The organism is Bradyrhizobium sp. Kon56 (genome assembly GCF_055807635.1).
The window spans coordinates 256,219-280,103 of the sequence record NZ_JBVVOU010000007.1; the positions used below are offsets into that span (position 1 = coordinate 256,219).

Genomic DNA, 23,885 nt, shown 5'->3' on the forward strand with positions numbered 1-23,885 from the left:
AGTAAGCGTCACCAGCGTATCCCAACATCACCTGCAGCTGCACCCGTTCGGTCATTTCCGGACGCGAGCTTCTGCGTCCCTGAACCATGGAGCTGTTCGATGTCTCCGATCGTGCATCACCTGATCACCGGCCTGTTCGCCTACACCATGATCGGCTCTCTGGTCTGGATGGTGATCTACAGCTACGGCCACCTGGCGCGCGTCTATGACGAACCTTCGGGCAGCGGCGAGGTGATCGACGGCATCGCCAACATCATCATCACCCTGACGCTGATCCTCGGCTGGCCTGGCATGCTCGGCGTCGTCCTGCATTGGACCCGGCAGCGGAGGGCCCGCCGGTGAACATTCTGATGGTTGCACTCTCCGTCGCCTTCATCGTGATCGCGCTGCTCTTAGCCGGCGCGCTACGGGTCGCCCGCCAGAGGGGCCGTCCTTGTCGCCTCGAGGCGGAGGCGGGTGACCCGTTTCTTTATCCGTTCGGCGAGATGCCGACGGTCCCACGCGAGCGCCACCTGGTGGCGCGCGACTTCCGCGCCTGGGGCATTCCACTTCGTTCGAATTCCGCCGCGGTTGCCCACCAGCGGAATGAGGGCGGCGGCCGTCCTGCTCTCCAATCCCTGTCGGGGACGGCCGTCGTTCTCACCTTTCCCAAGAGGAAGGCGTGATGCAGCAACATCTCACCCGCGCCGAGCAGGCCAACCTGATCGCCGGCCACGCCGTCGCCTACGCGACCGCCTATCTCGATGGCCGCCACACCGCCCAGCAGCTCGCCGACAACGCCGACCGGCTCTTTCTTGATCTGTTGGTGGTCGAGACACCTGAGACCAGCACGTTCCTGGTCCCGGTCCAGCTGCTCGCCATCACCATGATGAGGGCAGCCCGTCGCAAGATCCCGGAATCGCTCGATACCGACACGCGAGCAGAGCGCTGGCACGCCGTGATGGCCGCGCTGGTCGAACTCGTTTGCCACGAAAGCCGACAGATCGAGAAGGACCGCGCATGAAGCCGCTCTCCGAGCACATGACCGTGCTGATCGCGACCGCCGAGGACATGATGCGGCGTCCGGTCCATCAGATCCCGACGCATCTGCCGGCGGGCTTCTCCGAGGTCGCAGCCGCGATCAAGCACGCCGACAATTCGCCCTGCGACGGCATCCGCGCCACGCGCCCGGCTGTTGTGATGTGCACGGCGATCGAGGCCTACTTCGCCGAGCCGCAATCGCAAGACTATTGGCAGATGCTGATCGGCGCCACGCTGCCGCTGCTGCGGCGTGCCGCATGGCAGGCGCTCCGCAATGAGCGCGCGGTCTCCGAGGAGACGCGGCGATGAGCGTCAACCTGCTGCCCGAAGAGATCCGCCGCGAGGTCGATCGGCGTCTCGCCGCCGCGCTTCGCGATGCGGCCGGCAGCGCGCTCGGCATGCCGGGCTCCGTCGACACCTTCAAGGCCATGCTCGATCGCGCCGATCTCGCGCTCGTCCTGAAAGATGGGGTGTAACCGTGGCCGATCACTCCGCACCCCAGGCGCAAGCCTATCCCCTGCAGTGGCCGTCCGGCTTCCCGCGCTGGAAGCAGGGCCGCGTCTCGGGCTCGTTCAAGACCAACTTCGAGACCGCTTTGCGCAACGTCAAGAAGAGCCTTGAGCTGTTCGCCAAGGACAGCGGCAAGAAGATCGAATTCCCGGTGTTGTCGAGCAACATCGACTTCAACCCGCTGACCATCAACACCGGCAATCGCCCCGCCGATCCCGGCGTCGCGGTCTGGTTCGCCTGGGACGGCCTGCAGGTCTGCATCCCCGTCGACCGCTATGACACGCCGGCGGCGAACCTGCAGGCGATCCATCACATCATCGAAGCGCGCCGCGTCGAGCTTCGCCACGGCACGCTCGCGCTGGTGCGCGCGACCTTCTCCGGCTTCCAGGCGCTGCCGGCGCCGAAGGGCAAGCACTGGCGCGACATCCTGCAGGTCGGCGGCAGCGCGACCCGGGCCGTGGTCGAGGCCAACTACAAGCGTCTGGCGCAGGACTACCACCCCGACCGCGCCGGCGGCTCGATCGAGAAAATGTCCGAGCTCAACGCCGCCCGTGATGCGGCCATCGCGGAGATCGGCTGATGGCAGACCGCTCCGCAATCGAATGGACCGACGCGAGCTGGAATCCGATCCGCGCACGTAACATCGACACCGGCAAGGTCGGTTGGCACTGCGAGCACGCCACGACCGGTTGCCAGCACTGCTATGCCGAAGGCTTCAACAAGCGTCTTGGCACCGGTCTGCCATTCAAGCCCGGTCACCGCGACGACATCGAGATATTCCTCGACGAGGACATGCTGTCTCAACCCCTGTGCTGGAAGAAGCCGCGCCGGATTTTCGTCGGCTCGATGACGGACATCTTCGCCGACTTCGTGTCAGTCGATTGGATCACGGCCATCTTCAGCGTCATGCGCGCGTGTCCGCAGCATACCTTTCAGCTATTGACGAAGCGCGCCGATCGGATGAGGGCCATCGTCGGAGGCCTATCGTGTGGCTCGGATGGAATCCAGCGGCCTCATCCGAACGTCTGGCTCGGCGTCTCGGCCGAGCGGCAGCAGGAGGCAGACGAGCGGATCCCGGACTTGCTCGCGACGCCCGCGGCGATACGTTTTCTCTCGCTCGAGCCGCTGCTCGGACCCATCAACCTGCGCAATATCGCAGGCAGGCTGCCGTGGTTGCCAGCTTATCACGATCATTTTGATGCGTTGCACGAACACCAGCGGCACCGCATAGACATGGTCATCGTCGGCGGAGAGAGCGGGCGTAGTGCCCGTTCGATGCATCCCGACTGGCCGCGGCGTCTTCGCAATCAGTGCACTGACACCGGCACCGCCTTCTTCTTCAAGCAGTGGGGCGAATGGGCACCCTCAACCCCGGAGGATGCCAAGGGCAATCCGCACTCCGGATGGCAAGCGATTGCCGCACATCCCCACGTCGCCAGGGCAGCCGAGCTCTATCCGGACGCCGGAGCGAAGTTTGTCGCACGCGTCGGCAAGAAGGCAGCCGGTCGTCTTCTCGACGGCGTCGAGCACAACTCATTTCCAATCACGGAGACTCGCAATGGCGTTTGAACGCATCACGATTGCTGTCGGCAAGACCAAGCAACCGGCTGGTCTGTCGATCAGCGCGCGCGGCAACACCGTCGTTGCGGTCTCGGCTGAGCTGATCAAGCAGGCCGGTTTCAAGGCCAACGCATCCTTTGCCGTTCTGCTCGGTACCGAGGATGACGCCGGCAAGCTCCGCATCGTGCACGACAAGGATGGCGTGCCGTGCGCACGCGAATTCAAGCGCACGGGGGCGTTCTTCTTCAAGCTCGGCATGGTGCCGGCCATTGGCACGCTGCAGCGCAAGCAGCAGAGGACGGCTGCCCGCCTGGTCGACGGCGGCATTGAAGTCGATATCCCGCCGGATGATGGCCCAAAGCTGCTGGCGGCGCCCGCGAAGTCATCCCAGGCGACAACAAAGCCGGCCGCGCCGAAGACATCCGCCGGCGAGACGTTTGGCAACGTCGTCATTAACACTGGCGACGATGAAGAGAGCATCACCTTCAAAGGCAAGACGGTCGCGATTTCCGCGCGTGAAGCCAAGTTCCTGAAGATCCTGGCGAAGCCAAGGCCGAATGCCGTCGGGCTCCCCTTCATCATCGACAAGCTGTGGGACGGCCGAGCGCCTTCGAGCGCCCAGGTGATGGTGATCGCATTGGCGACCGATCTGAAGAAGTCCCTGCCGTCGATTGGGCTCACGGTCAATCACGTCAAGGGCGTCGGCTATCAGCTCAAGGACAACGTCTAGCCGATGACGCAGCTCGCTGCCTACGATCGCGCCCGAGTCGCGCTTGCCGAGGCCACCCGCGTCGACGAGGTGCTCTCGATCCGCGACGAGATGCAGCACGTGAAGCTCTATGCCCGGCAGATCCAGGACAAGGCTTTGCTCGAGGACGCGATCGTGCTGCAGACCCGAACCGAACGTCGTCTGGGAATCCTGCTCGCCGCCGCCAAGGAAGCCGGCCAGATCGCGGAAGGCCGCCGGCGGAATGACGATCCCGAAGGCGAGCGGGTCACGCTCACCGAGATCGGCGTCGACCGCAAGCTGTCGGCCAGGGCGCAGAAGGCCGCGGCGCTCGATGACGAGCACTTCGAGCGTCTGATCGAGCACACCCGCGAGAAAGTCCGCGGCGGCGGCGCCATTCTGGTCGATCCGATTCAAGCCGCGACCAAGGAAGCCGAGATCGCCGATCGCCGCGCACAACATGCCGCCCGGACCCTGAACGGCGGCTGCGTCGCCGATCTCGGCGCGCTGGCGCTGACCGGCAAGCGCTTCGGCTCGATCGGCATGGACCCGCAGTGGAAATTCCTGACCAGATCCGCGGCCGGTGAGGGCCGGTCGGCGAACATCCACTACAAGACCGAAGAGGTCGACAAGATCAAGGAGCTGCCGGTCGGGAATCTCGCCGCCGATGACTCTGCGCTCTACATGTGGATGGTCGATTGGTGTCCGCAGGACGCGCTCGATCTGATCGCCCATTACGGCTTCAAGCACATCACCACGGCCTTCACCTGGATCAAGACCAACGGCGACGATGAGGCGTTGAGCCTGTGGGACAAGTCCACCTGGCACATGGGGCAGGGCTACTGGACCCGCGCCAACCCTGAGCAGTGCTGGCTCGCCACCAAGGGCAACCCCAAACGCCTCTACGCCGATGTGCGTCAGCTGATCGTCGCCCCGGTGATGGAGCATTCCCGCAAGCCCGACGAATGGCTCGATCGCATCGAACGCCTCACCGAAGGCGATTACCTCGAGCTCCAGGCAAGGCGTCCGCGCAAGGGATGGACGAGCTGGGGTGACGAACTCCAATGGACGGGGGCCGTAGCATGAGCGTCAATCGGAAAGTCTGGACCGAGGAAGAATGGGCCACTCTCAAGCGCATGCGCGCTGAAGGCGCTCTCTGGACGGCCATCGATGAGGCACTGGGGCGCCAGCCCAAAAGCTCGCGTTCGAAATGGGAGAACGAACGCGGCAAAGAACGCGTTCGCGCGGATATCGCGGCTCGCGCTGTACGGCCAGTGCCTGCAGAGCACCAATCCCTGACCGCCGCATTCTTCGGCGATCCGCTTCCGGGCCGCAGCGCCCTCGATCGCAGGCAGGTCGAGGCTTCGAGCAAGTCGATCTCGCTTGGAGGGGTGTCGGCATGACGTCACAGCTCTCATTTTTCAACGCACACAGTACCGGCATCGGAAGCTGCAAAGACCCGGCCTGCCGCTCCGTGCATGTTCATCTGCTGGACGAGCAGGATCAAGCGCACGCACAGTTCGTGATCAACTGCGAGCACATCGAAGACGTGATCGCCGACCTGCGCACCGTGCGCGATCGGATCGTCATGGGCGGCGAAAAGAAGGGGCTCGACAATTGACCCATCGTCACCGCCTCGCCACCCGCCGGCGCCACGAAACCATCGCGATGGAGCACGAAGGCCAACGCTACAAGGTTGGGCTCGGCCGGGAGGTCCTGTGCGACGGTAGCTGCGGCGCGACGGCGATGCGCTTCGGTCCGATCGCCGAAGTCTTTTTCAATGCCCAGAAGGTCAACTCGCCGATCGACGTGCTGGTCTCCGACAGTGCGATCCTGATGTCGATGCTGCTGCAGTACGGCTGCCCGCCGGCGGACATCTTCCACGCTATGAAGCGCAACCCGGACGGCTCGCCGGCCTCGCCGCTCGGCCGCGCCGCGGCTTTCCTGGTCGAGGTCGGCCATGACTGACATCGAGCGCCAGATCCTGCTCAACCAGATCGCCATGCTCGAGGTGCTGATCCCGCTCGGATCGAACGGCCCTGAAGGCACGCGCGAGATCTTGCGCCGTCGATACCGCGAGAGTGCCGAACTCGTCCGTCAACATTCACCCCCAAAAACCTGAAGGGATTCCGCCGCCATGGATATCAAGGTCCCGCTGAAGATGCTCAAGTTCGGCCACGAAGACGGCGAGGGCATCAATGCCCGCGTCGCCGGCCGCGATGACGGCATTGCCGCACTTGCCGCCAACCTCAACGCCAACGGCCAGATCGAAAACCTCGTCGTCAAGGATGCCGGCGACGGCTTCTTTTCGGTCGCCAACGGCAACCGGCGTCTGGCCGCCTTCCGCATGATGTACGGCGATGGCGCGGACCAGCCGATCGGCTGCACCCTGCACCAGGTCGACAATAATAAGGCATTCGAGTATTCGCTCGCCACCGCGATCACGGCCGAGCAGCTCCATCCCGTCGACCAGTACGAGGCGTTCGCCAAGCTGAAAGAGCGCGGTCAGACGGAAGAGGAGATCGCCCAGCATTACGGCCTGACGGTCAAGTACATCCGCCAGCGGCTGGCCATGGGATCTTTGTCGCCGCTGGTCCGTCAGGCTTGGCGATCGGGAGAGTTCGATGAAGAGGCGGCCAAGGCGTTCACGCTCGCCGCCGATCACGCGCAGCAAGAGAAGGTGCTGCAGAAGCTCCGCAACGATGTCGCCGAGCAAAACTGGGGCGACGGTAAGATCGACGCGGACGAAGTCGAGGACGAGCTCAAGGTCGATCCCAACAACATCGGATATCTGCTGCGCTTCGTGGGCACCGAGTCCTATGAGGCCAAAAAAGGCAAGATCATCACGCGCGACCTGTTCGGGCATCGCCACAAGGTGTCCGATGAGAAGCTTCTGAAGAAGCTCGCCGATGACAAGCTGGAGGAGGCCTGCAAGCGGCTGAAGAGCGAGGGCTGGTCGTTTGCGACCACTGGGCGCCCGAACAATTCTTGGGATTACGGCTCGACGAAAATCGAGCCGACACCGACGGCGGACGAAGAGGCCCGGATCGAGCAGCTCAATCACATCATCGGCGACGACAACAGCCTGATGATCGGCGAGATGACCCCGGACCAGGTCCAGGCGCGCGCTGAGCTGCTGGAGATCCAGACGGCAATTCTCGATCGGGCCTATACGGAGGAGATGCGCGCCAAGAGCGGATGTTGGGTCGATATCGATCATAACGGTGAGCTCAAGGTCGAGTACGGCAAGATCAAGCCGAAGGAAAAGGCAGCGGCCGCTGCCGTCGAGCGGACCGAGCGTAAGAAAGCCGCAACGAACCAGGCTGCGGCCGAGGGTAAGCCCGCGCCGGAATCCAAGGTCGTCTCGAACGCCCTTCGCCAGCGCCTTGAGGCGCAGCTGATCACGGCGACGCGCGACGCGATCGCCGGGGATCCTCTCCTTGCGGAATCACCTCTGGCCGAGATCATGGCCAAGACGATTTGCAGCATGATCACGCCCGATCGGGCCTACTCGATGCCCGACGGAGTGCGGACCAAGTTGCCGACTATCCGACAGGCGCTGGATGAGAACGTCTTCAACGCCGCGATGGCGAAGCGGTTTGATGCGAAGGACTATTTCTCCAACGCGCCGAAGCCGCTGGTGTTGAAGGCCATCAGCGAGGCGATCAATCCAGACGAGGCGCGCAGGCTGGCCAGCAAGACGAAAGCCGACATCTGGAAGTGGGCGCTGGATAATCTGGCGAAGACCGGCTGGCTGCCAAAGGAGCTCCGCACCGTTCACTACAAGGGGCCGGGATCGGAGGGCTACAAAAAGCCGGTGGCTGATGCCAAGGGCGCCAAGCCGGACATCGCGACTGCGATGCATGATGCACTGACCAAGGCAGAAAAGGCGTTGAAACCGCTGAAGCGCGCTGCGGCGGCTCGTAGAGCCGCCAAGGCCCCGGCCAAAAAGCCTGTCAAAAAGCCGGCGAAGAAGAAGTAACGGTCATGCACATCGGACGCATCAAGGATGCCACGCGCGTGATCGGTCAGCGGCAGGGCTATCTCGGCCTGCCGCTGCGCGACATCACGATAGACTGTTCGGTCAACGGACCGCGCACGCCGGCGATGGAGACGGCCTGGCTGCCGACGCCGGAGGAGATCGCCGCGATCGTCTGCGGCGCGCCCGTGGTGCTGCGCATTCTCGGCAATCAGCATCCGCCGGTCGCGGTCTACGTCGGCGACATTCCGAGGCAGGACTAGCATGGCGGGCGAGGCACATGAGGGCGTGGTGTCGTTCGAGCCGCTGACGCTCGGCCGCGAGGCCGTGATGCTCGGCAAGGTGCGGGTCGGCGAGATCAGCCCGCTCGACGGCAGCCGGTACCGGGCTTGCTTCCGACTGAGCCTGCCCGAGGCCTCGGCCACCAGCTGGCGCCCCGCAAACGACATCGATGACGCCAAGCGCCTTACGCTGATCAAGATCAACGACTGGCTCAATGCCGCCGGGGTCGTGCCGATCGGCGCGGGCGCCGGGCAGCTGGTTGCCTCCGGGCGCGAGGCGGATTGATGCGCGAGAAAACATCAGGCCAACTGCTAAAGGAGCGGGACGAGGCGGATCGCGCGGCCGGCGCGGCCATGCGCCGGATTGTTGTGCTCGAAGAGAACGCGCGGAAGGAAGCAAGCTGGCTCTCCGAAGCGAAGCGCGCGGAGGGCTATTCCGACAACACATCCTTTGACGACGTCTGGGCCAACCTCCGCGCCGAGCGCGATCACCTGCGAGCGCTGGTCGCCGCGGACCCGGTCAAGGCCGACACCGATCGGCTTGACTGGCTCGACGCCGTGAACCAACGCGCCAATGCGCGCAACGGTTCTAGGTACGGCTGGAAATTCGACATCAACCATAATCGCGCAGCGCTAACGGACAACAACGCCCCGGCGTTGTCCGTGCGCGTCGCGATCGATTCTGCGCGCGACAAAAGGTGAGCTTGGTACGATGAAGCCTCCCGGCAAAACCACGCTCGTCCGCATGCAGCGCACTGCCATGCTCGAGGCGGAGCGCATCGAGATCACCCAGGACTACTGGGTCAAGGACGGCCGCATCAAGGAGCCGGAGCCATACCAGGTCGAACGCCGCGACGACTTCGCCGGCATGGTGCGATTGATCGACGCCATCAACAGCGACCAGGATTTGCTCGATCGCCTGAAGCGGCGGATGGCGGCGCTGGCCGTCGAGAGTGCGACGCCGGCGCCGGCGGCGCCGACAGAAGACGATGCAGCCGGTGACGTTGAGGTTTCGGACTGATGGCAATCGACGATGCCTTCGAAGCCTGGCGCCGGCGCGCAGCCGACGCCAAGATTCTGGATGTTGCACAGGGCGGCGACGTCAAGGCCAATCTCACGAAGAAATCGCGCGAATGGGTCGGTGCGTGCCCGCTCTGTGGTGGCGGTTCTGACGCCAAGGGCAAGAAGCGGAAAGCCGATGGTTTTGCGGTGAATCCCGCCAAGGGCATCTTCAATTGCCGGCGGGGTGGCGCCGGCGGCGACGTCATCACCATGGTGATGCACACATGCGGCGTATCTTTCTTGCAGGCCTGCGAGATGATCAACGGCGAGCCACCTCCGGAGCGCGGCAGCGTTATCACGGAAGAGACCCGCAAGAAGACCGAGGAGCTCAAGGCCGAGGCGGCCGAGCGGGATCGCCGGCGGCGCGAGGATGACAATATCTACCGAGCCCGCGAGATCCGCACGGTCCGGGACATCTACAATCAGGCCCATCCGTTCGCAGGATCGTCCGCTGAGCTCTATGCCGGCATACGCGGCCTCGTGTTTCCGCCCGCACCTCTCGATCGGGCGGCCCCGATCAAGTGTGTCGAGGCGATGCCTTATCACGTTGATAAGGACACGATCGTGCACCGTGGACCTGCCATGGTGGCGCCCATCATCAGCGCCGACCGCGAATTCCAGGGCCTGCATTTCACATACCTCGATCTCGATCGAGAGAAGGGCAAGCTGCAGCTCGAGCACGACGGCGACCTGCTCGACGCGAAGAAGTCGCGGGGATCTAAGCAGGGCAATTACATCGCGCTCGGTGGCCCACCGGCGCCGACGCTGCTGGTGCTGGGCGAAGCGATCGAAAAGACCACCGCGGTCTATATGGCACTCGATGCCAGAGGGCAGGATCTGTCTGGCGCCGCCTTCTGGTCGGCGTGCGACCTCGGTAACCTGGCCGGCAAGGCCGTGGCGACGGTCGCGCATCCAACGCTCAAGAGCGAGAAAAGCGGGCGGCCAATCAAGGTGCCGGGCGCCGTGCCGGATCTGACGGAGCCTGCGATCATCATCGCGGATAGCGTCACTGAGCTCGTGCTGCTCGGTGATTCAACATCCGACCCGTTCACGACCAGGCTTGCAATGGCACGCGCGGCCGCGAGGTACGCCAGGCCAGGACGCTCGGTTCGCGTCGCCTGGGCGCCAGACGGTTTGGACTTTGACGACCTGCTGCGAGAGGCCAAGGGCGACCAAGGCGCCATCGCGGCCGCGCTCGAGCGCATAGCCAGCATCATCGATGCGGCGCCGGAAGGCGACGTGCCTTTGCCCGACCATGCGCAGGCAGAGGCCGACGTCGACCCCGCAACCCTCGCACAGGCCGAGCGCAAGTTCGGACTCGAGCAGCTTAACGCCGGCCTGGCGCAGATCCGCGCGGCGGAGGGCGACGACCGCGCGCCCATGCTGTCGGCGATCGCCGAGCAGCTCGGCCAGCTCGCGGGCGCCGGCGCGATCGACGAGCGCTTCGCCAAGGCCTCGCTCGAGGATGCAGCCGCCGGTGTCGGCTTTATCCGCGACATGGGCGCGAAGGCCGTCAAGAGCGCGATCGCCGCTGGCCTGAAGCTTGGCAGGAAGTCGCCCCGGGATCTGGCCGAGGTGCGACGCGCCGCTTCAGCGGCGCTTGGAGCACCTCATGAGGATGGGCGCCCGCGAGAGGCGGGCGACAATGTGGTCTCTTTCCCCGGCGATCGAGAGGACCCGCCGCCGCCATCTTCCCAGGCTGCCTTGCCGTCGCCGTCCCCCGCGCCCCCCGCAGAGGGCGACGAATTCGCAACCTCCCAAATGGGAGATTGGCCGGAGGCTGCTGCGACAGCGGGGAGCGGGGGAGGCGATGAGGCGCCACCAGAGGATAGCGATGCGCTCCATATGCGGTTGGCGTTCTTTCCGCTGACCGACCTCGGCAACGCTGAACGGTTTCGCGAGCGACAGCGCGGCAGGTTGCTATTCAATACGGCGCTCGCCACGACCTCGCCGGGCCGGCAGCGAGGCTGGCTGGCATGGGATAACCGGCGTTGGTCGAGCGAAAGCGGTGCTGAAAGGGTGATGATTGCCGAGCACGAAACCGTGCGATCCATCCAGGAAGAGGCCGAGTGTGTCGCTGCGAGCGGCGATCGCGACGAAGACGGCGCCGAGGATGGCGCCCGTGACTTTGTGGTCGAGACCAAGAAGGATGGCAGCGCCACCCTATATTCCGACAAGATCGCGCGATGGGGCCGGTCGTCGGAGTCGGCGCAGAAGCTCGGCGCGCTGTCGAAACGCGGAGCACCCTATCTCTCTGTCGGCATCGGCCACCTCGATGCTGACCGAATGAAGATCAACGTCAACAACGGCACTCTGGTGATCCGCAAGCGGGATGACGGCGACTACGTCCAGTTTGCTGCCCACAGCCCTGCGGACATGATCACCAAAGTGTCGCCCGTCGATTACGATCCATCCGCGACGGCGCCGGAGTTCGAAAAGTTCCTCGCGCGCGTGCAGCCCAATCTCGAGATGAGATTGTTCCTGCAGCAGTGGTTCGGTCTGTCGCTCACCGGCGATACTTCCGCACACAAACTTGTCTTTCTTTACGGCAAAGGCCGCAACGGCAAATCCGTGCTGGTCAATGCGGTCTCACACGTCGCCGGCGACTATGCGCAGAGCGTCCCGATCGAAACCTTTCTCGACCAGGGCAAGGTCCGCGCCGGCGGCCAGGCGACACCCGATCTGGCGAAGTTGCCCGGCATCCGATTGCTGCGGGCATCCGAACCAGAAAAGAATGCGAAGCTCGCCGAGGCGCTGATCAAGCTCGTCACCGGCGGCGAGCCGATGGATGCGCGCCATCTGCAGGGCGACTTCTTCACCTTCTTCCCCGAGTTCAAGCTGACGATCCAGGGCAATTACAAGCCGACGCTGTCGGGAACGGACGAGGGCATCAAGAGCCGTCTGCTGCTGGTGCCATTCAACGTCACGATTCCAAAGGAGGAGCGGGACATGAAGCTGGCCGACAAGCTTCGCGCCGAGGCGAGCGGCATTCTCAACTGGATGCTCGATGGCCTTCGCTCATGGCTCGACAACGGCCTGACCGAGCCGCAGGAGGTCACTGACGCGACGGCGAAGTACTTCTCGACGTCGGACGTGCTCGGCCGCTTCCTCGAGAATTGCACCGTCAAGGAGCCCGGCCATCGCGTGCAGTCGTCCGTCCTTCATCAGGTCTATGAGGCCTGGTGCAAATCGTCCGGTGAGACGCCGTGGAAGAACCGCGGTTTCTCTCTCGCGATGGATGAGCGCGGGTATGAGCGCAAGCAAAGCGACGTCGTGTGGTGGCTCGACCTCAAGCTGACCAAGTCGGTCAACGACTTCGTCGACTCCCAAGGCAACCCAATTCGGGTGTCTGGCGGCGATGGTGACAACGGAAACGCGGTCGATGACGAGATCTGATCCTCCCAACCTCCCGAAATGGGAAGAATCGATTCGGCTTTAAGATGTTGGATTTATTGACGATGGGAGGTTGCGGGTAAAACGGGAGCTTCTTCCCGCATACACATGCGCGGGCGTGCGCGCGCGTAGCGACTACAAAACGAATAACTGATGTCCCTTTGTATGCGTAGAGTTCTTCCCAATCCTCCCATCCTCCCAAGAGGAAAGTAAAAACATCCTAAGACCAATGACTTGAAACTAACGGGAGGATTGAGTGACCTAAATTCAATCCTCCCGAGATCATCCCAAGAGCGATCTGGGCAATCGCTCTTCCAAAAAACTGTACCCGATCGGTACAGTTTCCGACCGCCAGCAAATCGACAGGGAAAATCGAGATGTTGGAGTTACCGAATGAAGCCGATCGCGGAAGCGTTCGAAAACCTGTCGCCGGACGTGCGTGCTGAACTTCTCAGGCCAGCGCAAAGCTACGATCCGCGGAATGCAGAGATTATCGAGGGGAGGAGGCCCTGCTGGCATCTGATCGAAGCTTACGAACCTGCTCAGCACAATGTGCAGAAGGTGCTGATGGAACGCCGTTTTGGGATATTTGTCCCGGAACAGGAAATCGTCGAGGTGCGACGTGGCCGAAAAGTTACGCGGCGGTCGCTGCTCTTTCCGGGCTACATTTTCGTGTTTGTCTGGGATATCGACCAGCACTGGTCTCGTATCGCTGAAATCCCTGGCGTGTCCCAGATCATCACATCTAAGCCGGACATGGTGCTGCTACAGCTCGGTGCACGAACCGTTGATGAAATAGCTCTCGGGATCGGCGTCTCGCGTGAGCGCGCAACCCTTCTCAAGCGACATGCCCAATCTGCGGCGCGGCGGCGCGCGATCATTGTCAGCGATGAGCTGATCAACCTGATCAGGGCAGTCGAGAACGGCGAGCGTCGGCTTCCCGAAAAGAAGCGCACGCGTGGCAAACGGCAAAACGGTGACAACGAGGTGGTCGCGACATATTCGTGGTCAGCTTTCCCCGATCGTCTACTACAGCTTGACTCAGACGAACGGAATCAGTCACTGCGTAAAGCCTTGGGCCTCTCCTAGTACCTGTCGGCAACGAAGGTGTGGAACGGAGGTGGTGGACCGAAGCGAGACGTCGCTTCATTAGCGAAGCTATGGTTTGAAGCCCGGACACGGAAACGTGCCGGGCTTTTGTGTTTGCATAGGGTGTGCGGTTGCACACCTGTGCGTTGCCGCTGCCCTCCTTGGGCGTTTCCTCCCTAGACTTGGCTACGCCGCCTGCATTGACTGCATGCTGCAGGCGGCGGCCCTTTCACGGTGGTCGATGTGGCCGGCAAGTTACGGGTGATGGGCCAGAAGCTGAGACCGCCAGCGCGCGACACGCGTATCTCGGTCAGGCCGAAGGAAGCGCTGCCGTTCTACCTGTCGCCGGAGTGGAAGGCCTTGATGAGGCAGATCATCAAGGTCCGCGGACGCAGATGCGAAGATCCCGGCCATGCGAAGGACCGGCCGCGCGAAGGGATCCGCCTCTACGGTGACCATGTCATCGAGATCGCTGATGGTGGAGCGCCTCTCGATCCGTCCAATGTGCTGCTCCGATGCGGAACATGCCACGGGCGTAAGACCGCTGCTGCTCGAACTGCCCGAAGCAGGGGGGGGTAGGTCAAAAAATCGACTGATAGGGAGCCGGAACCGCATGGGTTGTCACGCGCAGAAGTTTTTTCTGGGCCCAGAGCGTTGATTTAATCGAAGCCCAATCAAAGAAATCAAACGGCCATGAGTTCTGGCGACGAAACGGCTCCGAAGTCCAAGCGCGGCGGCAAACGCCCTGGCGCTGGCCGGAAGCCGAAAGGTCACAAGGCAACGTCGGCGTTGCCGGCGCTCGATCTCGAGGCGGCCCTGGCGGCGCCGGCGCCCGACGATATCGAGTCGACAGCGCAGGCCTACTCCCGCGGCGCGATCGCCTCGCTGGTGAAGCAGCTCTGCCACGGCAAGAGCGAGTCCTCGAAGGTGAACGCGGCCAACGCCATCCTCGACCGCGGCTACGGCAAGCCCTCCGTCGACGTCGGTGGCCTCTCGCAGCTGTCTCTGTTCGGCGGCATCCGGCCCGCGGCCGTCGTCGGCGACGAGATCCGGGTCGAGGCGCGCAAGTACGCCAACCTGGCGATCGAGGTGCTGGGTTCGATCGCCACCCGCGGCGAAACCGAGAGCGCGAGGGTTTCAGCCGCGAAGTCGCTCCTCGATCGAGGAGTGGGAACGGTGCAGGTGGCGAAAGTGCCGGAAGGACTACAGCCGAAGACTCTGGGCAAGAAGGAAGAGGCCGCTGTTGCCGCCCGCAACGCTGCCGCCGGCAAATACGCGCCGCCGGCAGCTCCCGGTTCATCTCGGCCCGGAACGATGCAGTAAATGAACTTCGTTCCGACGTGGTCGACGGCCTGCTTGGATTGGCAGAGCCGCATCATCAACCGGCAATCGCTGGTGACGTTCGATCCGATCTTTCCGGATGAGGCGGAAGCGGCGCTTTCGATCTTCCGTGATCTGAAGATCGTCGATGTGCCGGGGCGGCCGACCATCGGCGAGGCCTGTCTGCCTTGGGCCTTCGATCTTCCGCGGGCGTTGTTCGGTTCGTACGACACCGTCTCGGGAAAGCGGCTGATCCGATATTTTTTTCTATGCGTCGCGAAGAAGAACACCAAGTCGACACTGGCCGCCGGCGTGATGGTCACCGCGCTACTGCGGAACTGGCGCGAGAGCGGCGAATTCTACATCCTGGCGCCGACCAAGGAAGTCGCCGACAATTCGTTTTTCCCCGCGCGCGACATGATCCGCGCCGACGAGGAGCTGCTCAAGCTTCTGCACGTCCAGGACAGCCAGCGGCTGATCACACACAGGACGACGGGGGCGTTCCTGAAGGTCGCAGCTGCCGACAGCGAAACGGTGTCCGGCAAGAAGACCATCGGCCTCCTGGTCGACGAAATGTGGCTGTTCGGCGCCCGGGCCAACGCCGAGTCGATGATACGCGAGGCTGAGGGCGGCCTGGTTTCACGTCCGGAGGGTTTTGCGATCTATCTGACGACGCAGTCGCCGAAGCCGCCCGCCGGCATCTTCGATCAGAAGCTGAAAGACTTCCGCGACATCCGCGACGGCAAGCTGGTGGATCCGCAGAGCCTGCCGATCATCTACGAATTCCCCGAGGAGATGATCAAGTCGAAGGCTTACGAGAAGCCGGAGAACTGGTTCATTCCGAATCCCAACTGGGGCAAGTCGGTCGATCCGAACTTCCTGATCGGCAAGCGCGCGGAGGCCGCCCGCAGTGGCAAGGCCTCGCTGATCGACTGGGATGCGAAGTTTCTCAACGTCCAGGCCGGCATTAGCTCGCGTGCGGACGGGTGGGCGGGCGCTGAGGTCTGGGACCGCGGTACCGACGCGTCGCTGACGCGAGATGCGATCCTGGCACGCAGCGAAGTGGTGACGATCGGACTGGACGCTGGCGGCTTGGACGACTTGCTAGGCGTGGGCGTCGTTGGTCGCGAAAGGGAAACCAAACGTTGGCTCGGTTGGGCTCACGCATTGATCTCGACGATAGGCCTGTTTCGGCGCAAGGCGAACCTCAACGAATACCGCAAGTTCGTCGCTGCAGGGGATCTTACCGTTTTCAGGTTTCACGATCGCGACGCGGAAGAGGCGGAAACCGACCCCGACGTTCAAGCATTTCTCGCCGAGTTCCCGCCGAACCGAACGATCGAAGGAAGCCTCCCGTTCGACATCAAGTGGATTGTCGAGCTGGTGGACCATATCCAGAAGCTGGGGTTGCTTGCGCAGGTCGGCGTGGACGCCGCCGGCATTGGGCCGATCGTCGATGCCCTGAACGGCATTGGCGTGACGCAGGATGCAGAGAAGCTCGACGCGGTGCGTCAGGGCATCGGATTGATGGGCGCGTACAAGACGGTAGAGCGTAAGCTTGCCGATCGCACGTTCATCCACTGTGGCTCCGAATTGCTCAAATGGTGCACAGGAAATACGCAGGTGGTGTTGACGCCGACGGCGTCACGAATTGCCCGCGATGAGGCCGGATTCGGCAAGATTGATCCGCTGATGGCGATGTTCAACGCGGCGCATCTTATGAGCCTGAATCCGGTCGTCACGCCGAAGCTCGACATCTCGGCCATGGTTGCCTGACGGAGAGACGACAATGACGATGATCTTCAAGACAGTGGCAGGTGACGGCGGGTTGGACTTCGTTCTGTCCGACGATACGGTCGATCGCTACGGGGATATCATCGTTGCAACCGGCTGGTTGCTGGCCAACTTCAAGAAGAACCCGATCGCGCTGTTCGGTCATTCGAACGGCTTTCCGATCGGAACATGGTCGAACCTGCGGATCGACGGCGGCAAGCTGATCGGGACGCTGAAGCTTGCGGCGCGCGGCACCAGCGCGCGCATCGACGAGCTGATCAGCCTGGTCGAGCAGGGCATCCTGCGGGCCGTGTCGGTCGGTTTCATTCCGATCAAATCGGAGCCGATCAATCCGGACCGGCCTTACGGGCCGCAGAAGTACACCAAGCAGGAGCTGCTCGAGACCTCGCTGGTCTCCGTTCCTGCGAACCCCGCGGCGCTCGCCTTGGCGAAGTCGCTGAACATTTCCGACGAAACCATGACCCTGGCCTTTGGCGAGCAAGCCGAAGTGAGGCGCAGGGACGTGTCTGCCACCGGCGAGCATGCCGTCTCATCTCATGCCACAAAGGCACCCCTGAACATGAAAACCCTTGCCCAGCGCATCGAGGATGCGCAGACCGAACTCACCACCAAGAAGGACGCGCTGACCGTCCTTCTCAACGTCGACGAACTCGATGCTGACGCGATCGACGAGCTCAATCAGCAGATCGAGAAGTCCGAGCGCACCCTGACCGTTCTCAAGGCATCCGAAGCCCGCATCGGCGCTGCCGCGGCAGGCGTCGTGAACAACGGCGTTGCCGCGCCTGCGATCGCGCGCCGTCCGCTCGGCGTGGCGCAGAAGGAGGTCAAGGGCCTTGATCTGATCACCCGCGGTGTCGTCGTCCGCGCGCTGGCCTTTTCGGAGCGCCGCTCGATCGGCGATGTTCTGAAGGAGCGCTATCCCGACCACGAGGCCACTGCGATCATCTGCAAGGCGGATCAGACCCTCGGCACCACCACCGTGTCCGGCTGGGCATCGGAGCTGGTGCAGACCGCCTACGGCGAGTTCGTCCAGGCGCTGACCGGCTACTCGATCTACCCGGCGCTGCGCGACAAGGGAATCGGCCTGTCGTTCGACCAGGCCGGCAACGTGACCATCCCGGGCCGCACCGCGGGCGGCGCCGGCGGCGGCTTTGTTGGTGAAGGCCAGCCGATCCGCGTCGGCCGCATCACCACGAACTCGATCAGCATGACGCCGCGGAAGATGGGCGTCATCATCCCGTTCTCGCGCGAACTGGGCAAGCGGTCGACGCCGGCGATCGAGGGGCTGATCCGTCAGGCCATCCTCGAGGACACCTCGGCGGTGCTCGATCCGCTGCTGCTCGATGCGGTGGCGGGCGATACCGTGCGTCCCGCGGGTCTGCTCAACGGCGTGTCGGCGGTTTCGACCGGATCCGGCGGCGGCGACTACCAGGCCGTGATCGAGGACTTCAAGGCGCTGCTGGCGCCGTTCGTTTCGGCGAATGCGGCGGACGGCATCACCGTGATCATGAACCCGACGCAGGGCCTCAACCTCGCGCTGATGCCGGGCCCGGTGGGGCAGCCGAACTGGTTCGCCGAGATCCAAAAGCGCATCAACATCGTCGAGTCGACCCATGCGACGGCGGGCCGGCTGATCGCGCTCCGCAGTGCCGACTTCGCAACTGCCCTCGGTGGCGAGCCGGAGTTCGACGTGTCCGAGCAGGCGACCATCCACATGGAAGACACGACCCCGCTGGAGATCGTCAGCGGTACCGGTCCGACGACGGCCGATCCCGTCCGCTCGCTCTGGCAGACCGCCAGCATCGGCGTCCGCATGCTCTGGGACATCTCCTGGAAGATGCGCCGCGCCGGCATGGTGCAGTGGATCAACGGCACCACCTGGTAACTCGCCGCTCGTCCTTCAGTATCGGGAAGCCCCGGCGCAGCGATGCGGCCGGGGCTTTCGTTTGTACATGGGTAGAGGGCTATTCCTCCGTACTGATGACGAAAGGTTAGAATCATGGCTCTGCGCAGGTATTCCGTCCCCGTGACCACCGCTGCCGATGGGAGCGCGACCGCTTATTCCCCTTGGCTTTCCGGCTATGTGCACGAGATCCACTACATCAAAACGGACTACGTCGATGGCGTCGACTTCACGATTACCTCGGAAGCGACCGGCGAGACCATCTGGGCACAGAGCGACGTGAACGCGGCCACCGTGAAAGCGCCGCGCCAGGCAACGCATTCGACCGCGGGCGTTGCCGCGCTTTATGCGGCCGCCGGCGTTGCCGTCAATGATCGCATCGCGCTCGGTCGCGATCGCATCAAGATCGTGTTGGCCCAAGGCGGAAACGCCAAGACCGGCACATTCATCATCCTGATGGCCGACTAGCCGTCGTTTACCGACGAATGAGCGGGAGCGCGCATCGTCGCGCTCCTTCGAACCGCAACAGGGAGCGGAGCGAATGCCCACCCAGATCTTGGCAACGAATTCGACAGCTGCGGACTCCGCTGACGTGGTGGTCGCCGCCGGCACGCCGCTCACCGTTTGCCTGAAGGATGCAGCAGGCGCTCTGGTCGGCGCCGGCGCCCGGGTCGATATCCTGCTGAAGGATGATGCCGGGCAATATTTCCTGGTCGATAGCCTCAGCGCGCAGAAGCTGGCAGTCGTCATCATGGGTGCCGGGACCTACAGGTTCAGCCGCCTGGCCGGCGTCTCTTGTGGCGTGTTCAGTGGCTAGAGTCACCCAGCCGCTGACGCGGCGGCTTACTCAGCGTCTCACGTCGCGACTGAACGCATCCACTGACCTTGGGGGAGCGCACAACACACGCCAATACCTACAGTCCTCCTTGAGCAGCGCAGGGCTTCTGACGGCGTTCGATTCCCTCTACCTTTTGGGCGGCGCTGACGCCACGCTTTCGCTCACGGACATCGCCAAACCGACCCGCGTGGCGACAGTAAGCGGAACGGTCCCGTTCGTCGCTAATCGCGGCTATACGCCCGATGGCGTGTCTGGCTTCATCGACACGCTGTTCAATCCTGCCGTCGATGGCGTGAACTTCACACAGAACAGCAACTGCCATCTGGATTATATTCTTACCGCGGTTGCAACGCCGGTCGGCGGCTGGGACTTTGGCCAGACCAACTACACGATTGGCCCATTTGGATCGGTGAAGACGCAAGACTTCTCACGAAATTCGTCCACCGCGTCCCTTTCGAAGTCGTTAGTTGCGCAGGCGGGCCTCTACGCCAGCAACCGCTTCGGCTCGCCCGGGTACGATACGACAGTCGAAGGCGGGACACTATTTTCTGGCGCCAAGACATCAACCGGCGCAAATATCTTCGTCTCCGGCTCCCAAGAGGCTCAGGGGTGGTGTACCGATGCGTCGTTCTACTACGTGGCAACGACTGCCGGTCTCTATAAGCGTGCTCTGGCTGACTGGTCGACTTCCGCAAGCAATCTGACGCCCTTCGCGAGCGTACCTGGCTCAAGCAACCACACTGGCGACATCGACATTTACAACGGCAATCTGTACGTTCCGAGTTGCAGTTGGAGCGGATCGTGCGGAGGCTCGAATACCAATTCGCGCATCAACCTTTATTCGGCGACCGATCTTAGCTTCGTGTCCTCGACTGCGATCAGTGAAATTCTATCCGGCCTCGCAATCGATAGTGTTCGCGGCCTCATCTATGGGGTCGACTACTGCGATCCGACGGTTTGCCACGTGTACGATTTGACGACACGGACCAAAATCCGCACTATCACTCTTGCGTCAATCCCGTTCCAGAACTTCCAAGGCGTGGCATATAACAACGACACGCTCTTTATGAGCTGCACAAATTCGACGTCGAACATCTACGTGCTTGCCTACGATCTGACCGGCAATTTTCTCTACGGCTTCAATCCAACTGATGCGGGCGCGGTTGGCAGCATCGAAGGTCTTAGCTTCTCGGGATCAAGCTGCGGCATCATGCTCGACAATCACACGACTACGGCCCAGGTCAACTTCTACACGCTGCCGACGCTGGGCACCAACAACTCCTTCACGCAAGCCAGCTCTGCCGTGAACTCGGAGACGTTTACTATCGGCAAGCGCAATGGAACGTCCGTCTTCACGAGCAACCAGCACTTCATCACAGGGATGGCTCGCGGCTTCACCCCCGCCGAGTTGAGGACAGTTCAGCAGATCTTCAAAAGGACGGCGCAAATGGCCGGCGCGGTCTAATTGACCCGCCGAAGCACGAGCAGATTGTCGTCCTGGACGCGGTGACCGTAGCGGCCGGGGTTCTCTGCAATGTGTTCGTCGATGGCCTTCACGACGCCGGGGAAGCTGGTCGAGTAGTCGTCGAACAAGAGCAGGCCGCCCACTTGGAGGAGATCGGCGTAGCCCTGAAGGTCGGCCTTCACCGCGTCGAAGGTGTGCTCTCCGTCGATATAGATCAGCCGAAACGAAGGGCTCAATGTCTTGATCTCCGCCCTGGCTTCGACGGATGACTTGGCATGCGCCGTCACGCGATCGGCAACGCCGGAAGACTTCATGTTGTGAAGGAAGTTCGGCAAAAGGTCAGAACGATCGGCCTTGCCGACGACATACAGGCTTTCGTTGCCGGGGTTGCCCTTGAAGGTGTCCACGGCATGGACGATGCCGGTCTCGGTATCCTTACAGGCTTGAGCAAGAAAGAGCGTTGAGCGGCCCTGCCATGATCCGATTTCGAGGATATCCCCGCCAAGGTGGGCAGTGGACAGCGCCATGTAGTACATGATCTGACCGCGCTTGAGGCTGACCATGCCGGGGATCGATACGGCTTTTTCGTACAGGTCGGTGATCTTTGCCGATCCGTCCGCAACGAAGCGTGACGTGTCTTCCAGGCGTTCTAGGCGCAAGCCGAGCTTCGCAGCCATCAGGACTATGTTGCGCCGGACGGTGGATTTGAGGCCCGTGTCGAACGGCGAGTATGTGTCGACCGCTGCTTTAACCATTTGTTTCCCCTGTTCTTCGCTCGGTGCTTTAGTACTATAAGGGCCGTCTCGCAACTGTAAGGCGCGCCATGGTTAAATCGTTCTTTTTGGTCGTATTCGATCGCGACAGCGGGCAGTGCTCAGTGGAAGGGCCGATGTCCGATGACAGCGCTTGGGTGGACGTGATCACCAAGGCTGCGGATAGCGGAAGGAATCTCAGGTGCTGGCAGGCGGCTGACGAAGGTGACAGAGCTAAGGTTGAGGATGGGCTAAAGCGGCTTTTCAGCTACGAGGTGCAGCCCCCCGGGTCGATTATAGCCCTCAGCACACATTGAGATTGTCGATCATTTGCGTAAGAGGCGCGATAGGATGATCCCTCACGAATGGGGTGCTGCACGCAGGACGGGTGGTGTGGCTTTTATTCGAGGAGCCACCGCCAACGTTCGCCGGGCCCCTTCCGGCAAACGCTCAACGAGTGCGGCTACGGCATAACAGACGGTGACCGTCACAATGAATCTAAGCAGCGCAAAATCCATTCCGGCATTTTTCAGAAGTATCTGCACGGGCTGATGCAAGAACATGATCATCAGCGAGTGCTTGCCGAAACGGGCCAAGGGCGCTGCCCACCAATGGGATTGCAGCATGAACGCAACTCCACAGACCCCGCCGCAGGCGAGTAGAGAGAGCGCTAAGGTTAAAGCTGGGATCCCGTAATAGCCCTCTTTCATGTTGTATGCGACGGCAGGAAACAGCGCGGGCGCTATCAACATAGCTAATCCGAATGCCCACCACGAACTGGGGCTCGCCAGTCGAGTCTTCAGAGCAAATCCGATCAGGACCAAGGGCACGGCATGCAAGACGACCTGCAGGCTAAGTGGCATAGTCGTTGTAATTTTGTAGCTCGCCAAAAGTGCAATCACGGACAAAACGTAAATAGGAGCGCGGCCGAGATACTTCATACCGCTGAACACCGTGAGTTGAGCCAGCATGAGAACAGGGACAAACCAGGCTGTGCTGAAGAAGCCACCTGGATCGCCTCCGGCAAGCTTGGTTGCTCCGAATGCGATTCCGACGAGCGCAAGATAGATCGCTGATGGTAACATGACACTTTGAAAACGGCGGACCAGAAAGGTTTTCAGGTCCATCGTGAACGAGAGAAATATGCCTGACAGGATGAAGAACAGAGGCATATGGAATAGGTAGAGAGGTGCAGCAATGCTTGCACCCAATATGTGCCCGCCAGCAACCGCTAAAATTCCGATCCCTTTTGCAATATCGATCCACTCAATTCTGTTTTCCATCGGTCTCAAAACCCTTGTCCTGACAATGCCGCCCGCAATACAGCGTACCCAGTCTTCACGAGGTGAACCGAGTCCCGGTTGAAGTTTTCGCACTGCTGTGGTGACCAGTTGCAGGTCAAGGCCTGCTCATCGACAGGAACAAATTTGGTGTTACTTCTCGCCCCCAGATCGATCGCTATCGCTTCGTTTGTTGCGCGCCGCTCGTCTGCCTTGAAGGAGAATGAAGCTCCCCGCGGCAGGACAGGAAACACGTAGATGATAGCTTGGGGCCAAGCTCGTTGAATGCTGTCGAGGACAGCCGCTATTCCGGCAGCAATGCCGCAAGGTGCTGCTGAAGGCTCTACGAAATTGTTGGTCCCTACAATCAAGATCACGCGCGACGGGGAAATAGCAGGTCGAGCTGTCTCGATCTGCCAAAGCATCTCTTGCGTGGTTTGTCCGCCTATGCCGAGGCCTGCCACCGAGAGGCCTGGAAAATCTCGAGCTGAGAGGCTTTGCCATGCGTGGGCAATTGAGTCGCCCATGAGGGCGACATCGAATGATCCCGTCATGGTCTGAAGCTGGCGGGCTCTTAAGAGTTTCGCGGGTGACTGTTCGATTACTGGAGTGGTCGATACAGCGAGCTGAGTTGCGTCGCATGTCGAGGCCTGGGCGGGTAAGGCCGAGCAATAGAATGCTGCTAGGATGGATCCTAAAAATCCGATGTGACGGGACATGGTACTTTCAGGACAATACTGCGCTGTGGCTCGCCAAATGAGAGTAGTTCGTTCTTGTACTTTGGCCTCGGCTCGCCGCGGTAGGGTTTTCGTCCCGCTCAGGAGGCGACGCACTCTTCACGGGATGGAGTTCCTCCAGCGGTTACGCCGAAGACGCGAAACAACTGCTCTAAGGCCATATCCGGCAGCAAAG

Annotated in this window: 29 protein-coding genes; 26 read left to right on the plus strand and 3 right to left on the minus strand. The window is 62.2% G+C overall.

Annotated features, from left to right (window positions below; all coding sequences use genetic code 11):
* Window positions 1-99: 99 nt before the first annotated feature.
* The 26 genes from AC0L3B_RS14415 (at window position 100) to AC0L3B_RS14540 (ending at window position 20,941) form a co-directional block, all read left to right on the plus strand.
* Window positions 100-342: a hypothetical protein gene (locus AC0L3B_RS14415; protein ID WP_473380552.1), complete on the plus strand. Its 243-nt coding sequence runs from the start codon at window positions 100-102 to the stop codon at window positions 340-342.
* Window positions 339-665 (plus strand): hypothetical protein, encoded by a 327-nt coding sequence (locus tag AC0L3B_RS14420; protein ID WP_473380553.1) that lies wholly within the window; start codon window positions 339-341, stop codon window positions 663-665. Before AC0L3B_RS14415 ends, AC0L3B_RS14420 begins: the two co-directional genes overlap by 4 nt.
* Window positions 665-1,003: a hypothetical protein gene (locus tag AC0L3B_RS14425; protein ID WP_473380554.1), complete on the plus strand. Its 339-nt coding sequence runs from the start codon at window positions 665-667 to the stop codon at window positions 1,001-1,003. Before AC0L3B_RS14420 ends, AC0L3B_RS14425 begins: the two co-directional genes overlap by 1 nt.
* The gene (locus AC0L3B_RS14430; protein WP_473380555.1) at window positions 1,000-1,329 is read left to right on the plus strand and encodes a hypothetical protein; all 330 of its coding nucleotides are present in this window, start codon (window positions 1,000-1,002) and stop codon (window positions 1,327-1,329) included. Before AC0L3B_RS14425 ends, AC0L3B_RS14430 begins: the two co-directional genes overlap by 4 nt.
* Window positions 1,326-1,496, plus strand: coding sequence for a hypothetical protein (locus AC0L3B_RS14435; RefSeq protein ID WP_473380556.1), 171 nt, complete (start codon window positions 1,326-1,328; stop codon window positions 1,494-1,496). The genes AC0L3B_RS14430 and AC0L3B_RS14435 overlap by 4 nt, the downstream gene beginning before the upstream one ends.
* A 2-nt stretch (window positions 1,497-1,498) precedes the next feature.
* Window positions 1,499-2,110, plus strand: coding sequence for a J domain-containing protein (locus AC0L3B_RS14440; RefSeq protein WP_473380557.1), 612 nt, complete (start codon window positions 1,499-1,501; stop codon window positions 2,108-2,110).
* On the plus strand, window positions 2,110-3,099 hold the full coding sequence (locus tag AC0L3B_RS14445) for a DUF5131 family protein (RefSeq protein WP_473380558.1): 990 nt from the start codon (window positions 2,110-2,112) through the stop codon (window positions 3,097-3,099). Before AC0L3B_RS14440 ends, AC0L3B_RS14445 begins: the two co-directional genes overlap by 1 nt.
* A complete protein-coding gene (locus tag AC0L3B_RS14450) occupies window positions 3,089-3,820 on the plus strand; it encodes a hypothetical protein (protein ID WP_473380559.1) in 732 nt (243 codons plus the stop codon). Before AC0L3B_RS14445 ends, AC0L3B_RS14450 begins: the two co-directional genes overlap by 11 nt.
* 3 nt (window positions 3,821-3,823) lie before the next feature.
* On the plus strand, window positions 3,824-4,903 hold the full coding sequence (locus AC0L3B_RS14455; RefSeq protein WP_473380560.1) for an MT-A70 family methyltransferase: 1,080 nt from the start codon (window positions 3,824-3,826) through the stop codon (window positions 4,901-4,903).
* A 313-nt stretch (window positions 4,904-5,216) separates the two neighbouring features.
* Window positions 5,217-5,438 (plus strand): hypothetical protein, encoded by a 222-nt coding sequence (locus AC0L3B_RS14460; RefSeq protein ID WP_473380561.1) that lies wholly within the window; start codon window positions 5,217-5,219, stop codon window positions 5,436-5,438.
* The gene (locus AC0L3B_RS14465; protein WP_473380562.1) at window positions 5,435-5,785 is read left to right on the plus strand and encodes a hypothetical protein; all 351 of its coding nucleotides are present in this window, start codon (window positions 5,435-5,437) and stop codon (window positions 5,783-5,785) included. Before AC0L3B_RS14460 ends, AC0L3B_RS14465 begins: the two co-directional genes overlap by 4 nt.
* A complete protein-coding gene (locus AC0L3B_RS14470; RefSeq protein ID WP_473380563.1) occupies window positions 5,778-5,939 on the plus strand; it encodes a hypothetical protein in 162 nt (53 codons plus the stop codon). The genes AC0L3B_RS14465 and AC0L3B_RS14470 overlap by 8 nt, the downstream gene beginning before the upstream one ends.
* 15 nt (window positions 5,940-5,954) lie before the next feature.
* The gene (locus AC0L3B_RS14475) at window positions 5,955-7,799 is read left to right on the plus strand and encodes a ParB/RepB/Spo0J family partition protein (protein ID WP_473380564.1); all 1,845 of its coding nucleotides are present in this window, start codon (window positions 5,955-5,957) and stop codon (window positions 7,797-7,799) included.
* A 5-nt stretch (window positions 7,800-7,804) separates the two neighbouring features.
* On the plus strand, window positions 7,805-8,059 hold the full coding sequence (locus AC0L3B_RS14480; protein WP_473380565.1) for a hypothetical protein: 255 nt from the start codon (window positions 7,805-7,807) through the stop codon (window positions 8,057-8,059).
* A gap of 1 nt (window position 8,060) precedes the next feature.
* A complete protein-coding gene (locus AC0L3B_RS14485; protein WP_473380566.1) occupies window positions 8,061-8,363 on the plus strand; it encodes a hypothetical protein in 303 nt (100 codons plus the stop codon).
* The gene (locus AC0L3B_RS14490; protein ID WP_473380567.1) at window positions 8,363-8,779 is read left to right on the plus strand and encodes a hypothetical protein; all 417 of its coding nucleotides are present in this window, start codon (window positions 8,363-8,365) and stop codon (window positions 8,777-8,779) included. The genes AC0L3B_RS14485 and AC0L3B_RS14490 overlap by 1 nt, the downstream gene beginning before the upstream one ends.
* A gap of 10 nt (window positions 8,780-8,789) precedes the next feature.
* Window positions 8,790-9,098 carry a hypothetical protein gene (locus AC0L3B_RS14495; RefSeq protein WP_473380568.1) on the plus strand — a complete coding sequence of 103 codons (309 nt, stop codon included), beginning with the start codon at window positions 8,790-8,792 and terminating at the stop codon, window positions 9,096-9,098.
* Complete coding sequence (locus AC0L3B_RS14500) at window positions 9,098-12,535, plus strand: phage/plasmid primase, P4 family (protein WP_473380569.1); 3,438 nt, start codon at window positions 9,098-9,100, stop codon at window positions 12,533-12,535. The genes AC0L3B_RS14495 and AC0L3B_RS14500 overlap by 1 nt, the downstream gene beginning before the upstream one ends.
* Window positions 12,536-12,925: 390 nt before the next feature.
* Window positions 12,926-13,621, plus strand: a complete 696-nt coding sequence (locus tag AC0L3B_RS14505) for a transcription termination/antitermination NusG family protein (RefSeq protein WP_473380570.1) — start codon at window positions 12,926-12,928, stop codon at window positions 13,619-13,621.
* Between the two features lie 363 nt (window positions 13,622-13,984).
* The gene (locus AC0L3B_RS14510; protein ID WP_473380627.1) at window positions 13,985-14,200 is read left to right on the plus strand and encodes an HNH endonuclease signature motif containing protein; all 216 of its coding nucleotides are present in this window, start codon (window positions 13,985-13,987) and stop codon (window positions 14,198-14,200) included.
* A gap of 114 nt (window positions 14,201-14,314) precedes the next feature.
* The gene (locus tag AC0L3B_RS14515; protein WP_473380571.1) at window positions 14,315-14,944 is read left to right on the plus strand and encodes a hypothetical protein; all 630 of its coding nucleotides are present in this window, start codon (window positions 14,315-14,317) and stop codon (window positions 14,942-14,944) included.
* A complete protein-coding gene (locus AC0L3B_RS14520) occupies window positions 14,945-16,717 on the plus strand; it encodes a terminase large subunit (protein WP_473380572.1) in 1,773 nt (590 codons plus the stop codon).
* Between the two features lie 13 nt (window positions 16,718-16,730).
* On the plus strand, window positions 16,731-18,620 hold the full coding sequence (locus AC0L3B_RS14525; protein WP_473380573.1) for a phage major capsid protein: 1,890 nt from the start codon (window positions 16,731-16,733) through the stop codon (window positions 18,618-18,620).
* Window positions 18,621-18,734: 114 nt separating this feature from the next.
* A complete protein-coding gene (locus tag AC0L3B_RS14530; RefSeq protein ID WP_473380574.1) occupies window positions 18,735-19,106 on the plus strand; it encodes a hypothetical protein in 372 nt (123 codons plus the stop codon).
* A gap of 73 nt (window positions 19,107-19,179) precedes the next feature.
* On the plus strand, window positions 19,180-19,455 hold the full coding sequence (locus AC0L3B_RS14535; protein ID WP_473380575.1) for a hypothetical protein: 276 nt from the start codon (window positions 19,180-19,182) through the stop codon (window positions 19,453-19,455).
* A gap of 109 nt (window positions 19,456-19,564) precedes the next feature.
* Window positions 19,565-20,941: a hypothetical protein gene (locus tag AC0L3B_RS14540; RefSeq protein WP_473380576.1), complete on the plus strand. Its 1,377-nt coding sequence runs from the start codon at window positions 19,565-19,567 to the stop codon at window positions 20,939-20,941.
* Here AC0L3B_RS14540 and AC0L3B_RS14545 read toward each other — a convergent pair.
* From AC0L3B_RS14545 to AC0L3B_RS14555, 3 genes are all read right to left on the minus strand, one after another.
* A complete protein-coding gene (locus AC0L3B_RS14545; protein WP_473380577.1) occupies window positions 20,938-21,750 on the minus strand; it encodes a class I SAM-dependent methyltransferase in 813 nt (270 codons plus the stop codon). The two genes, AC0L3B_RS14540 and AC0L3B_RS14545, sit on opposite strands and share 4 nt — an antisense overlap.
* A 302-nt stretch (window positions 21,751-22,052) precedes the next feature.
* Window positions 22,053-22,976, minus strand: coding sequence for an acyltransferase family protein (locus AC0L3B_RS14550; RefSeq protein ID WP_473380578.1), 924 nt, complete (start codon window positions 22,974-22,976; stop codon window positions 22,053-22,055).
* A gap of 5 nt (window positions 22,977-22,981) precedes the next feature.
* Window positions 22,982-23,692, minus strand: coding sequence for a GDSL-type esterase/lipase family protein (locus AC0L3B_RS14555; protein WP_473380579.1), 711 nt, complete (start codon window positions 23,690-23,692; stop codon window positions 22,982-22,984).
* Between the last annotated feature and the right edge of the window lie 193 nt (window positions 23,693-23,885).